The 13,128-nt window shown below is 49.8% G+C and carries 15 protein-coding genes; 8 read left to right on the top strand and 7 right to left on the bottom strand.

The window, feature by feature from the left end; genetic code table 11:
* Positions 1-41: 41 nt before the first annotated feature.
* Complete coding sequence (locus F7B33_RS03595) at positions 42-1,136, top strand: glycosyltransferase family 2 protein (protein ID WP_297073135.1); 1,095 nt, start codon at positions 42-44, stop codon at positions 1,134-1,136.
* Here the strand turns inward: F7B33_RS03595 and F7B33_RS03590 are convergent.
* A complete protein-coding gene (locus F7B33_RS03590) occupies positions 1,084-2,058 on the bottom strand; it encodes a glycosyltransferase family 4 protein (protein ID WP_297073132.1) in 975 nt (324 codons plus the stop codon). The genes F7B33_RS03595 and F7B33_RS03590 overlap by 53 nt on opposite strands.
* Complete coding sequence (locus tag F7B33_RS03585) at positions 2,058-3,176, bottom strand: glycosyltransferase family 4 protein (protein WP_297073130.1); 1,119 nt, start codon at positions 3,174-3,176, stop codon at positions 2,058-2,060. Before F7B33_RS03585 ends, F7B33_RS03590 begins: the two co-directional genes overlap by 1 nt.
* A gap of 74 nt (positions 3,177-3,250) precedes the next feature.
* On the opposite strand from F7B33_RS03585, the gene F7B33_RS03580 reads away from it, so the two are divergent.
* Positions 3,251-4,411 (top strand): site-2 protease family protein, encoded by a 1,161-nt coding sequence (locus F7B33_RS03580; protein ID WP_297073128.1) that lies wholly within the window; start codon positions 3,251-3,253, stop codon positions 4,409-4,411.
* Here the strand turns inward: F7B33_RS03580 and F7B33_RS03575 are convergent.
* Positions 4,395-5,141, bottom strand: coding sequence for a hypothetical protein (locus F7B33_RS03575; RefSeq protein WP_297073127.1), 747 nt, complete (start codon positions 5,139-5,141; stop codon positions 4,395-4,397). The genes F7B33_RS03580 and F7B33_RS03575 overlap by 17 nt on opposite strands.
* A 60-nt stretch (positions 5,142-5,201) precedes the next feature.
* On the opposite strand from F7B33_RS03575, the gene F7B33_RS03570 reads away from it, so the two are divergent.
* The 3 genes from F7B33_RS03570 to F7B33_RS03560 all read left to right on the top strand — a co-directional run bounded on the left by F7B33_RS03570 (position 5,202) and on the right by F7B33_RS03560 (position 6,865).
* On the top strand, positions 5,202-6,176 hold the full coding sequence (locus tag F7B33_RS03570; protein WP_297062883.1) for a TIGR00269 family protein: 975 nt from the start codon (positions 5,202-5,204) through the stop codon (positions 6,174-6,176).
* A gap of 67 nt (positions 6,177-6,243) precedes the next feature.
* A complete protein-coding gene (locus F7B33_RS03565; protein WP_297062886.1) occupies positions 6,244-6,681 on the top strand; it encodes a DUF4143 domain-containing protein in 438 nt (145 codons plus the stop codon).
* On the top strand, positions 6,668-6,865 hold the full coding sequence (locus F7B33_RS03560; protein WP_297062884.1) for a TIGR04140 family protein: 198 nt from the start codon (positions 6,668-6,670) through the stop codon (positions 6,863-6,865). Before F7B33_RS03565 ends, F7B33_RS03560 begins: the two co-directional genes overlap by 14 nt.
* 6 nt (positions 6,866-6,871) lie before the next feature.
* Here F7B33_RS03560 and F7B33_RS03555 read toward each other — a convergent pair whose 3' ends face one another.
* Positions 6,872-8,863: a DUF460 domain-containing protein gene (locus tag F7B33_RS03555; protein WP_297073125.1), complete on the bottom strand. Its 1,992-nt coding sequence runs from the start codon at positions 8,861-8,863 to the stop codon at positions 6,872-6,874.
* Between the two features lie 109 nt (positions 8,864-8,972).
* Between F7B33_RS03555 and F7B33_RS03550 the strand changes: the two genes are divergently transcribed.
* Positions 8,973-9,302 carry a hypothetical protein gene (locus tag F7B33_RS03550; RefSeq protein WP_297063323.1) on the top strand — a complete coding sequence of 110 codons (330 nt, stop codon included), beginning with the start codon at positions 8,973-8,975 and terminating at the stop codon, positions 9,300-9,302.
* On the opposite strand, the gene pcp is transcribed toward F7B33_RS03550, so the two are convergent.
* Positions 9,288-9,887, bottom strand: a complete 600-nt coding sequence (pcp, locus tag F7B33_RS03545; RefSeq protein ID WP_297063320.1) for a pyroglutamyl-peptidase I — start codon at positions 9,885-9,887, stop codon at positions 9,288-9,290. The genes F7B33_RS03550 and pcp overlap by 15 nt on opposite strands.
* Before the next feature lie 61 nt (positions 9,888-9,948).
* On the opposite strand from pcp, the gene F7B33_RS03540 reads away from it, so the two are divergent.
* Positions 9,949-11,061 carry an NAD(P)/FAD-dependent oxidoreductase gene (locus F7B33_RS03540; protein WP_297073122.1) on the top strand — a complete coding sequence of 371 codons (1,113 nt, stop codon included), beginning with the start codon at positions 9,949-9,951 and terminating at the stop codon, positions 11,059-11,061.
* Between the two features lie 9 nt (positions 11,062-11,070).
* Positions 11,071-11,406, top strand: a complete 336-nt coding sequence (locus tag F7B33_RS03535) for an ASCH domain-containing protein (protein ID WP_297063316.1) — start codon at positions 11,071-11,073, stop codon at positions 11,404-11,406.
* Positions 11,407-11,747: 341 nt separating this feature from the next.
* Here the strand turns inward: F7B33_RS03535 and F7B33_RS03530 are convergent, their stop codons facing one another.
* On the bottom strand, positions 11,748-11,984 hold the full coding sequence (locus F7B33_RS03530; protein WP_297073120.1) for an antitoxin VapB family protein: 237 nt from the start codon (positions 11,982-11,984) through the stop codon (positions 11,748-11,750).
* A gap of 70 nt (positions 11,985-12,054) precedes the next feature.
* The coding region (locus tag F7B33_RS03525) for a carboxypeptidase M32 (RefSeq protein WP_297073119.1) at positions 12,055-13,128 on the bottom strand (1,074 nt) is incomplete at its 5' end.

The raw sequence follows: 13,128 nt of genomic DNA, 5'->3' as shown, positions 1-13,128 counted from the left end.
GACTTTTAGAATAGAAAACTTATAATAATATCGGTGATTCAATGCCATTACGAGTTTCAATTATTATATTAAACTGGAACAACTGGCAAGCCACAATCGAGGCAATAGAATCGGTTCATCGCTCCAATTTTGAAGATTATGACGTTATAGTTGTTGATAACGCGTCCACAGATGAATCAGTTAAAAAAATAAAAGAGTATTCAGTAGGCAACATAAGACTAACTTCCAAGTACCTTACAATGAACTCACTCAACAAACCTCTCCACATCTTTGAACTGTCGGAGGGAGAAGCCAAGAGAGGAAAGTTCAACAAGGCCCTCTATAGAAAGATAGACCCAGACAGAAGACTTATTTTAATTAGAAACAGAAAAAATTATGGGTTCGGTGGAGGAAACAACGTTGGGATTAAATTCGCTCTTACCGTTCTTAAACCGGACTATATCCTTCTTCTCAATAATGACGCCCTAGTAGCTCCCAAAACCCTTTCTAGACTAGTTGAGAGTGCAGAAACCCTCAAGGCAGGTGTTGTTACTCCCAAAATTCTTTGGGCGAGAAATCCCCATCTAATTGACAGCGCGGGTGGGGAATATTCAAAAAACGGATACAGCTTTGATAGGGGAAAGTTTAAACCGTCTAGAGAGTTCAACAATCGGGAAGAAGTCTCCACAGTCTGTGCAGCATGTTCTCTTTATTCTTCTCGGACACTTGAAAAAGCAGGATTATTCAACGACAGGCTATTTTTCCTTTATTATGAGGACACCGATTTAGCATCGAGAATAAGGTGGGCAGGGGAAAAGTTAATCTATGAACCCTCTGCAGTAGCTTATCATTATGGGGGAAAAAGTACAAAAGGACTTGAAATCAGTGACTTGGTAGTTTCCCATTCCCTCAAGGGCCATCTGCTTTGTGCAATAATTAACCTTCCAAAGAAGTACGCTCCCCTATACGTTCTAGGTAACGTTGTATATGCCCTCTACAACTTTATCTTGAGAAGAAAAATAAAAGCAGTTGCTGAGGGTTATTTGATGCTTCTCTCAGCTCTTCCAAGAGCTATAAGAGAAAGAAATAATGTCAAGAGGAAAATTAGTGAAGAAGAGTTCTCAAGGCTTTTGATTTTAAAATGGAGAGCTTTTTAGCTTGTTTTCTGTTTTCAAAAAGTTTCTCAAGCTCCAAGTTAAAACTCATTGGAGACATTCTCAAACAAAAAGTTGCTACTTCATTTGGAATCTCCGCATCATCAAAAACCACAACGGGCTTTCCCCTCGCCAAAGCTTCCAATATCGGCAGTCCCCAGCCCTCGTACTTTGATGCATGAACGTAAACGTCCAGAGAGTCGTAGAACTCAATCAGCTCCCCATCAGGGACGAAACCGAGGAGTTTTATCCGTTTGTCGCCTTCAGCAAGCCCTCTAACCCTCTCAAACTCCTCCCCTGTTCCGGCGAGGAGTAACCTAGCGCTCGGGTTGTTCCAGCGCTTGAAGAGCTCAACGAGCAGAGCATGCCTCTTGTGGTAGTCCATCCTTGAGATGTAGCCTATCGTGAAAGTCCTCTGCTCCTTAAACTTACCCACTCCCCTTGGAACCGTGAAAAAGCGCTCGTCTATCGGCTGGTGAACAACACGGATTTTATCCTCTGAAATCCCTCCGAGGCGGACAAGGTCAACCTTGGTGAGATGGGACACGGCGTAAACAATGTCGTATCCTCTCGCCGAGAGGAGGCCGAGACGGATGAAAAACCTCTCCAGAAAACCCTTTAGACCCTTTCTCGGATGCTTCAGGGGTATTAGGTCGTGGATGGTTATCCTCTTCTCGGTCTTTGGCTTGAGAAGGGGGAGCGCTATCCCCTCGATAACGCCGACGGCATGGTAAACGTCACACCTAGAACGAACGAGCCAGAGGGGGACTTTAAAAAACTGCCAGAGAAGGTAGAAGAGCCTCTCGGGAGGAGAAAGTTCAACCTCATGCCCCTCTTTCGCCAGTCTCTTCATTAGGTTTCTCGTGTAGACCGCTATCCCCCCAGCTTTCGTATTAACGCGCCTGACGATTAGGCAAATTCTCATCAGCCCTCACCCCGATAGACCCTGAGGAGCATCTTTACAACATCGCCCCAGTCGTAATGTTTGGCTTTTTCCCTCGCAAAGAGGCCGAACTTTCTGGAACTCCCATATGCCCTGAGGAGAGCCTGTGCGAACGCTTTTGGACTGTTATCAACGATAAAGCCGTTCTTCCCGTTCTCGACAAGGTACTTCGAGGCGTTCATCGGGTGTTCCACTGTAACAACTGGGATTCCAGAGGCCATCGCCTCCATAACGACAAGACCGAATCCCTCCCTTCTTGAGGGAAAGGCGAAAACTTTGGAGGCTTTCATAAGCGAGAGGACATCCCGGTAATCCTCCAGAAAGCCCGTGAAGATAACATTCTTCTTAATCCCCAACTCCCGCGCAAGAAGTTCAAGTTTTCTTCTCTCCGGACCGTCGCCGACAATGATAGCCCTAAAGTCAGGAAATTCGCCTTTGAGGAGGGCCAACGAAGTTAGTAGAAAATCAACACCCTTCTCCGGAATTAGCCTGCCGACAAATATGAAGTCAGATTTAAGTTCAGCAGGCTTCACCGAACGAATCAGATTAATATCTATCCCGTTGGGAACAAGATAGATTGGCTTTCTAAGGCCCGCTCCGATTAGGTCAAGCCTCGTCTTTTGGGAAACAGAGATGTGCCTCTCGAAGGAGAACAGGCCCCTCTCAATGGTTCTCCCTATTAAACCAGCCCACCCGAGGTAGTCAAGCCAGTAGCCCCCCCAGAACTCGTGCCAAGTTATAAAGACGTTCTCTTTGTCGAGAACTCTAAGAGAGTGTGCCGGCAAATACGGGCTCGCCTGACAGTCTATAACATCAAAGCGCTCACCTTTGAGCAGGGGAACGAGGGAGATGGAGTGGAGTAAAGGGGGGAGTATTGAACGCCTTCCGCCAGAATAGAGATTACTAACGCGAACCGTGCCGTGGTAGTAAACCCCATCACGCTCGACTTCGGAACTCCCTTCCCAGTGCCTGTAACCGTAAACGTGAACCTCGTGGGACTTTGCTAACCTAACCGCGAGCTCGTAGATTCTCTTTTCAACTCCACCCTTAACCCAGGGGTAGATAACGTCGTAGACGAAGGCTATTCTCAAACTCTCCATCGCCACGGATTTGTCCGCTAACGTTTATAAGACCATCTAATGAGATTAGCCCAGCGGAAAAAGGGTGTTGAACCATGGTGAGCACCGCGGTTATAGTGATAATGGCGATAACCGTCTTCTGGCTCGTTCTCTACTCCCTGTTCGGAAAGAAGGAGATAGACCCCGAAACGGGAGAGCCCATAGAAAAGGAAGAGGGGTTAAGCGTTGACTTTCTAATCGCCATGTGGAGGACCAAGAGGCTCCTTGGCTTCATAGACAGGCTTTCAAAGCTCAACCCCCGGTTCTGGAAGGTTTATGGTGACATAGGGATAGCCCTCGGCTACATGGGAATGGTCTACGTCTTCTATGCCCTTCTCATGACGGCTTTGAAGACCCTCCAGACGAAGAAGAGCCCCGCAGGGGTTCAGCTGGTAATACCAGGTGTGACGATTCCCCTCTGGTACGGCCTCATAGGCCTCGCCGTGGTTATGGTCGTCCACGAGTTGAGCCACGGTGTTGTAGCGAGGGCCGAAAAGCTTCCCCTCAAATCGGTTGGCCTAGTTCTACTCGCCGTAATACCGGGAGCCTTTGTGGAGCCAGACGAGGAGAAGCTCTCAAAAGCTCCTTTGCGCTCCAGGCTCAGGGTTTACGGGGCCGGTTCGATGGCGAACGTGACGACGGCAATAATAACAGCCCTCATTCTCAGCTACGCAGTGACCCCTCTCCTTGTGCCCGATGGTATAGGGGTTAGTGAGGTCATCAAGGGCGCACCGGCGGATGGCATCCTCCACAAGGGAGACGTTATAGTTGCAATAAACGGACAGAGCGTTAAAACAATGGAGGAGTTTATATCGCTTATGAACAAGACGAAGCCCGGAGAAACCATAACCCTCACCGTTATTAGAAATGGAAAGGAGATGAACCTCAAGCTCACGCTGGCCGAAAATCCCGAAAACCCTGGCAAGGGCTTCATAGGGATAAGACCGACCCAGCACGTGAAGTCGAAGATTGGACATGACTGGCTTATACTTCCACTGTTTTTCTCTCTCTACTGGATTTACCTCCTAAACATCGGGATAGGTCTCATGAACCTCTTCCCGCTGGTTCCACTGGACGGGGGTAGAATGCTAGACGACGTTATAAAGGAGTACCTGCCAGAGAAAGTGGCCAAGCCCATTAGATACGCCACAATTGGAATCGGGCTGTTCCTCCTGGCCGTTAACGTCATACCTGCCATACTCAATCTCGCGAGGTAGGAAGTATCTCCACCATTCCTTTTTTGAATTTGAATATCCCCCCTGACGGCTCAAAGTCCGGAAGAAGAGATTTAACAACTCGAATTTCCTCAACACCCGGCCGTGAAGTCGGCTTAAATTCAACAATGTGCTCCGCATACTGTGAGAGCCACGATAGGAACCTAGGGGAAACTCTATCCCTGTTCACGAGGAAGATATTAAGAACTTCCTCACCCTTGGAACGGGGAAAGTTCTCCTTTAGAGCCATGTTCCTTTTGAGAATCTTCATGCCAGTATTTTCCCCAAAAATCTCAACAAAACCATCGACAGTTACGGTAATGCCTATCCTCTTTGGCCTCCCCTCTATCATCTTCTTATAGAGAGCGAGAATCTTGGGCAGAAAAGTACTCCCGTCAATCTGACCAAAGGAATAGACAAAGGATTCTTTAGGCTGAATTCCGTTAACTGAACCAAAGACGTCTATAACAGCTAGTCGTTCCTCTTTGCCTAGGGTTTGAAGTGCAAAACGAACGGCCATTGCATACTTTCTAAGCAAACCATAGGGTAAAGAGTAGTTAGCCACAATACCATACCATCCTTTTGACAGAAACGACTTAAATATTTCAACGCCTAGAGCCCATCCATATGAGCCAGTATAATACACCACAAGCAGGGTACCATCCTCTATGATACCCCCTCCCAGCATTCTGTCAAGATGTAACAATCCAGTTTTGAACACTTTGTACCCCATGCTCTCGCCCGGATAAGGAAAAGACCCAATCTTTTTAAAAGCATTTTCGTAAGGCAACCCATGTCAAAGTGTTCAAAGTGCGAAAGGCCAGCGGTTTACCACGCACGCTACAGCGGACTCTACTACTGCCACAAGCACTTTAACGAGATGGTGGAGAAGAAGTTCAAGGAAACAGTCAAGAAGTACCACCTAATCGAAAAGGGCGAGAGGATAGCGGTTGGAGTTTCCGGTGGGAAGGACAGCGTGGTTCTGATGCACCTCCTAGCAAAGCTCCGCGAGAAGTTCCCCTTTGAGCTCGTCGCTATAACGATAGATGAGGGCATAGCCGGGTACAGACCACCGAGTGTGGAGATAGCGAAGAGGAACGCGAAAAAACTCGGCATAGAGCACAGAATTTATTCCTTCAAGGAATACATCGGCTTTACATTGGACGAGACAGTCGAGATAATGGGGAGCTTCGAGAAGGGTGAAAGAGTCGGTGCCTGTTCCTACTGTGGCGTCTGGAGAAGGTGGCTTTTAAACTACGCGGCCAAGGACGTCGGGGCGGATAAATTAGCGGTAGGCCATAACCTTGATGATGAAGTCCAGATGTTCATAATGAACATTCTCCGCGGGGATATAGCCAGACTCGGAAGAACCGGTCCCTATTACGAGGAAATCCACCCAGAGTTAGTTCCGAGGATAAAGCCCCTCCGTGAGATTCCAGAGAAAGAGATAGTCCTCTACGCTGTTCTGAACAACATTGAGGTTGACCTTAGCGAGTGCCCCTACGCAGTTGAAGCATTCAGGGCGGAGATAAGGGACTGGCTCAACGAGATGGAGGAGAGACACCCGGGAACGAAGTATCAAATCCTGCGGAGCTACGACAAGCTCTTCCCGCTCATCGCGAAGACATACACCAAGAAAACCAGCGAACTTAACCGCTGTAAGATATGTGGACAGCCTACAACAGGGGAGATATGCAAGGCCTGCCAGTTCCGCCTTCAGGTCGAGAGGAAAGCGAGGGAAAAGGGAATAACCTTCAGGGTTGAGTGAGGTGGTCATTGCACTGAACAGCTCTTTATAAACACCTGTTTAGCATACTAAACAACTTTTATAAAGTATCGGTACACAGTGCTACTTCGCGTTTCCAGTTGAGGTCTATTTCCCAAAAGTCAAGCTGAGAATCCAGCATCCCAAAAAGGTGTACTTCGTTGACAGCGCCTTCATAACGTTCCTGAGCATAAAGTTCAGCGAGAACTTCGGAAGGCTCATGGAAAACACAGTGTTCATTGAACTCTTAAGGAGGGGAAAAGAGGTGAACTACGCCCTTGGGGACAACTGGGAGATTGACTTTGTCCTGCCGGATGAAGAGACGCTAATTCAGGTTAGCTACGACGTTTCAAACCCCGAGACCATGAAACGCAAGCTCAGGGCGTTGAAAAAGGTAAGGAAGCTCTTCCACTGGAAAAAGGCAGTGTTGGTAACGTGGGATGCCGAGAAAAAGGTTGATGGAATCAAAATCGTCCCGCTGTGGGGGTTCCTTCTTGAGGGTTATTGAGACGCCGATAAGCATTGAAGAGCTCGAAGAACTCAAGAAAAGGAGTAAAGCAAAGGTCGAGCTGGTTCTCCTAGGAAAAACCGAAAGGAACGGTATAACCTTAAACAGGACCCTAATTGAGGGAACTCCCGAGGAAATTGAACGCTTCATGGAGAGGCTAAGGTTAGCCAGAGCAGGGGGTTAAAAATACCTAGTTTATAGACTCCTCCTCTGCCTTTCTCCTGAGTTCTTTAATGCGCTCAATCCTGTACTCCTCAACAAGTTTCAGGAACCTCTCGGCTTCCCTCTCCTCGTCCTCTTCCTTCCAGCGTTCCAGCAGTTCCCCGATGGCCCTCTCAAGGGTCTCCCTCTCGACAACTGCAAACTCGTCAACCCTCTTCACGTCGAGCTCCTCGCTCGTGAAGAATGGCACGTGGGAATCTCTCAGAACCTCTTTGACGGGCTCCGGGAGGGACTTCTCTGTTATCAAAGCCCTTATCCCCTTCTCGACAAGCTCCTCTGCTATGGCCTTTCCAGCTCCAGCTGGGTTGATTACGAAGAGGACATCGCCCCGTCTCAAACCAACCTCACGCTCAATCCTCTCGAGCTCGCGCCAGCTCAGGGTCCTAAGAACCTTTAAAGGTACTGCACTACCGCGAACCTCCACCACGTTCATTCTCTTGACCTTGACCAAATCCCTGCTGAGGCGCTCTATTACAGCCTTTGCTTCCTTCAGCTGTTTCTCAAGGACTTCGATGCGCTTCACCTTCGCCTCAAGCTCCCTCTCGCGGAGGACCTTTCTCCTCACTTCCTCGTCATAGTCCGCTATTCTCCTTTCGAGCCTCTCGATGGTTCTCCTCTGCTCCCTAATGATGCCCCTCAGCTCCTCGTTCTCCCGCTCGAGGAGCTCTATCCGCTCCTCCAGCTCCCTGATTTTCCTAAGGTAAGGCCTCATGTCAACGCTCGTCGTTTCCTCCGTCTGGGGTTCGGGCTTCCTCTCCTCCCGCCTAGCGGTTACCCTCTGCATCGCCTCGCCGAGGTTGTAGCCCTGAATGACCAGAGCCTTAACCTCATCGGCCCTCTTGCTCAGCCCGGCCTCGCGGAGCTTGGCCTCAACGTGTTCAAGCTTCGGCTTGAGCCTGAGGTAGGCCTTGTAAGCTGCAGCCAGAGCGTCCCTCTGGTGGTCATCCTCGACCTTTATTCCAAGGTTCCTGAGGAGTTCGTTCTTTTCATCAACCCTGAGGCTCTCCCGCGGGACGAAGAGGTTGGCTTTAAAGGAGCGCGCTATCTTCTCGACGAATCCCGGGGCCGGAGAAACGTCCGTGGCAACTATAACCGGATGCCCAATCTCGCTTATGAACCTGAAGATCTCGCCGACGGGCATGTTCCTCTCGCTGTGGAGGGCGATTATGTTCCCGTTCAGGTCGATGACGGCTATTCCAACTGTTATCCCCGGGTCTATGCCCACTATAATGCTTTTCCGCTCCTTTATAGCCTCCTCTCCCTTGAGCGGGGCAAAACCGAGCTCGGCCCTTTCCACCGGATAAATCCTGACCTCAACGTCCCCACCGCGCATCGGCCTGACGATACCGGCCAGCTCTTCCCTGCTCGCGTAAACCCTGAACTCGCCCCTGGCTAAGCCGTAGTCCTTTTCCTCGGTCTCAAGGTCAAAGGGTATGTCAGCTCTTCTCAGCCTGTCTTCAATTTCTCTCACCTTGTCCCTCACTAGGTTGTGCACCCTCTTCCTGTAGCGGTCCTGACTCCAACCTCCTTTGCCATGGCTCCTTCCCCGGGTAACCTTCACTATGACTTCATCCTCAAAAGCCAGAACCTCGTAGCCTATACCTTTGCTCGCGAGCAGGGCTGAAAGCTTCGCCTCCTCGTATGGGTCAAAGCGGTCGCTCGTTCTTATCCCGTGTTCCCTAGCGAGGCTCTGCAAACTTCGCTGTTCGCCGGGCCTTCCGGTAACCTGAACGAGCTTGGTTCCCGGGGGAAGTGCCCTGAGAAACATTCTCAAATCGTCTCCAAGTTCCGTAACGCTGTCTATAGCCACTATATCGGGCTTTTTAGTGCGAATAAACCGGATTAGCCTGTACAGAGTGAACTCGCCCTTTCGCTCAAGTTTTCCGTTGTACCAGCTCACCACTGCAAAGCGCCTCGGGTTCTCGCCGATTACGTCAAGGCCGATTATGAGAATGAGCACCACCCTCTAGCAAACTGAGGGACGGTATCTTTTTAACCCTTAGGTTTAGGTCACCAAAACCGTTATTTAGAACCGGAGTTATATTCAATCCCGGGGTGATAGTGTGAAGATGCGCCTCGTCTTTGACAAAAAGTACGATATTCTGACGGGGGAGTACCTGGTAAGCGTCAGGGAGCTCGACCTGGACGAGGAGCTGAAGACGATAGTTGACGGCTTCGACCCAAAGGTTAAGGTCATGGGCGAGGGGCTAAGCCTCAACGAGCTGACTGGAAAGATCTTCAAGGCGAGCACGAGGGAAGAGGCCGAAAAAATAATGAGCGAAATTAGAGGTGCCTTAGTTGAGACGTTCAGCTCTCTGATAGCACGCTTCAAAGAGGCCCAGAGCTTCAACGGTTCCGTCGTTTACGAGATAGACTTCAACGAGCTATTCAAGGAGTGACCTAATGGAAAGCTCTATGGCACGGTTTATCGTTTCCTGAGCCATAGATGGCCTTGGCTTTTCGAGGGCCTGGTTATGGCTGAAGGGAACGTGGATAAAGCCCGCTTTCGTTTCCATCCCAGATACTGCTACCGTGTGCAAAGCGGTGAACATCGCCGTGTTGCAGACGTAGGTACCGGCGGTATTCGACACCCCGGCCGGAATCCCTGCCCCTCTAAGGGTTTTGACGACGCGCTTTATAGGTATGGTAGCAAAGTAAGCGCTCGGCGCCCCTTCAAAGATCGGCTCGTCTTCCGGCTTGAAACCGTCGTTGTCCGGCATTTCTGAGTCCATCACGTTTATCGCAACTCTCTCCACGGTTACGTTGGGCCTTCCTCCAGCCTGGCCGGTGAGGAGGACGAAATCCGGCTTTTCCTTAACTATGAGCCTCGGCAGGAGCTCCCTGACTCCATTGAAGGAAACTGGAAGCTGAACCTTTACGAGAGTTGCACCGCCGAGCTCATCGGGCAGGGCCTTCACGGCCTCCCATGAGGGGTTGATTTTTTCACCGCCAAAAGGCTCGAAGCCTGTAACGAGAACCTTCATGGAACCACCGGAAAAGGGTAGGTTTTTAGGGTTTAAAAGCTACTCCAGGCGAGGGGTGAGGATGAGGTACAACATCCTAATCATCGGTGCCGGACCCGTTGGGAATTATCTGGCAAACCTTCTCGCGAGGGACTACAGCGTTGCCGTTGTCGAGAAAAAGAGCTCCTTCGGAGGAAAGGCCTGCACCGGCATAATAGGGGCAGAAAACTACGAGAGACTCAATCTGCCGAAAAAAGCCATTCTAAACGAACTATACGGTGCAACATTTTACTCACGAATCCAGAGCTTTTCGATAGGGAGGAAGAGTCCTCAGGCTTACCTCGTGGACAGGAAGACCCTAGAGAGGGAACTGGCGAAGAGAGCTATGAAAAAAGGAGCTGATTATTTGATGAGCACGACCTTCAGAGGATTCAGGAACGGAAAGGCCGTTCTTCAGCACATGGGGGAGACGCTTGAGGTTAAGGCAGACTTCTACATCGGAGCCGACGGCGTGAACAGCACCGTGGCGAAGGTCATCGGGACCAAAACCCGGGCAGAATTCCTGAGCGGTTACGAGGTTGAAGTTCTGGGGAGCTTCGATAGGAGAAACGTTGAGGTATGGGTCAACAAAGAGATAACGCCCGACTTCTTCGCGTGGGTCACCCCGATTGATGGGGAAACTGCCAGGGTTGGGACCTTTGGAAAAATGGAAGCCCTGAGCAGGTTTTTAAGACTGAGAAGGCTAGAACCAACGAAGATACTTGAGTTCAAGGCCGGCCCGGTTGGTTTCGGATGGAGAAAGCCCTGGGTTAAGGGAAACGTTGCACTTGTCGGTGATTCAGCACTCCAGATTAAGCCAACGACAGCCGGGGGAATAGTTTATGGCATGCTATGTGCCGAGAACCTGAAAAAAGCCCTCTACGAAGGGAAACCCGAGAAGTACTGGGACTACTGCTCGTGGGTGAGAAGACAGATAAGCTTTGGGCTTAAGTTCAGGAGGCTCTTCACGGGACTCGACCAAGATGCAATAGAGAGAATCTTTGAGGTTCTCGGAAGCGAAGAGGCCAGGGAGGTCATAGAAACCCAGGCCGACTTCGACGACCATCTCAGAACCGCAAAGGCCCTCCTAAAGAGGCCAAAACTTCTCGCAAAGCTCATAAAGGTCAGCCCCAGTCTGATTAAGGCCCTGCTGTGAGGTGAGACTATGAGGTGGAAGATGGGTCTCCAAGAGGAGTACCTGAAGGCAATAGCAGAAGGAAAAAAGAAAATCGAGGGCCGTTTGTACGATGAGAAGAGGCAGGCCATAAAACCCGGAGATGAGATAGTCTTCGAGAACAAACTGGTGTGTGTTGTAAAGGACCTGAGGGTCTACTCATCCTTCAGGGAAATGCTGGAAAAGGAGGGCCTTGAGAACGTTTTGCCCGGAGTGAAGAGCATTGAAGAGGGTGTTAAGGTCTACAGGAGATTTTATTCAGAGGAGAAAGAGAAAAAGTACGGGGTGGTAGCTATAGAGGTCGAACCGGTCGCGTGGATTGAGTAATCTAAATAACGTGAACATCAAACCCCAGTTCCTTTAAAACTTTGAAATCCTCGTCCAAGGTTATTATTGGCATGCCATTGACAATGGCAATGGAAGCAATGAAAAGGTCCCTGAATGACATTGGTGTTCCATGCTTCATCAGCCTTTTATGAAGATACGACGCCATCTCAGCACATTTCCATCAAAGGGAAGCTCAATCAGCGTTTCAAGCCATATAAGCTCATCTTTCTTAGGCATTCCCACAAGAATTTCGAACTTTGTTGTAGCAGTTATTCAAAAGGAGTTGTCCAGAGCAGTGACTTTTTCAAAGACTTCACGGTTGCCCCTGGCAATCTCGATTATCACGTTTGTCTCAAGGACTGCCCCCATTTTTCAAACTCCTCCTCGATATCTTTGAGCTTTCTCTTCGCTTCCAGGTACTCTTCTTCACTCAGAATTCCATAGAGGCGACGCAGGGCATCAACGTTTCCCTTTCTCTCCCGCAAAAGCTCTCTAAAGAGCTCGCTGAAGGATTTTTTACCCTTAATTCGAACGAGTTCGTTGTAAACATCATCAGAAATCGTTATCGTCTTTACCATGCTCTCACCAATATATTGTGTGCATGCATCATATTCAAGCATTGCCCCAACAGATAATAGAAAAAGAAAATCAAAGGTACCTCTCCTTTACCCAGCGGATGAAGTAGTCCGGGTTTAATTCTTCGCCGATGGCCTTTTTTAGGAGTTCCTTCGGCGGATAGATGCTTCCCCACCGGTGTATCTTCTCCCTGAGCCAGGCCTTAATCGGCTCGAACTCGGCCTTGGCTATCTTCTCCTCGAAGTCCGGGATGTCGCGCTTGATGTGGTAGTAGAGCTGGCTCGCGAGGAGCGTACCTATGCTGTAGGTCGGGAAGTAGCCTATCGTTCCGTGCGCCCAGTGGATATCCTGGAGGATTCCCTCCGCGTAGGTCTTAGGCCTTATTCCTAGGAGACGCTCCATCTCCTCGTTCCAGAGCTCGGGTAAGTCCTTCGCCTTAACGCCCTCGTTGAGCATCATCCTCTCGAGCTTGAAGCGGAGCAGTATGTGGAAGTTGTAGGTAACTACATCAGCCTCGGTCCTTATGAAGTCCGGCCTAACTATATTGAAGTAGAGGTACACATCCTCAGGGGTGTAGTTCGCCATGAAGGGTAGGTTCTCCTTGAGGACGGGATAGATGAGTTCAGCAAACTCCCTACTCCTTCCGATTATGTTTTCCCAGAAGCGGCTCTGGCTCTCGTGGATTCCAAGGGAAACGCCACCTGCTATCGGCGTGAACATGAACCTCTCATCCTGCTGGAGCTCGTAGAGTGCATGCCCAAACTCGTGAACCGTACTTAGAATCGTCCTCCTGAAGTCGTAGCCTTCATAGCGGGTGGTTATCCTAACGTCTCTTATACCGAACTCTGTCGTGAATGGATGAGCGGAGACGTCGAGCCTTGAGCGGACTCCAAGCGGAAAGCCGAACTTCTTGAGAATCCATATGTTAACGCGCTCCATCTGCTCCTTCTCATACCTCTCCTTCTCAAGCGGGTGCTCCCTTGGAACTTTGCCCTCTTCCATTATCTTCTCAAGGAGGGGCTTGAGCTCCTTCTCCAGCTTGTCAAACATCCTCTCGACTTCTTTAGTGGTCAGTCCCTCCTCGAAGAGGTCGAGCAAAGCGTCATAGGGCTCGTCCTCATAGCCGAGGTACTCGGCGGCGCGCTT

The sequence above is a fragment of the Thermococcus sp. genome (assembly GCF_015523185.1).
In the GTDB taxonomy this organism is placed as follows: domain Archaea; phylum Methanobacteriota_B; class Thermococci; order Thermococcales; family Thermococcaceae; genus Thermococcus.
Note: the sequence above shows the minus strand (reverse complement) of the source record. Positions and strands in the feature narration are given on the sequence as shown.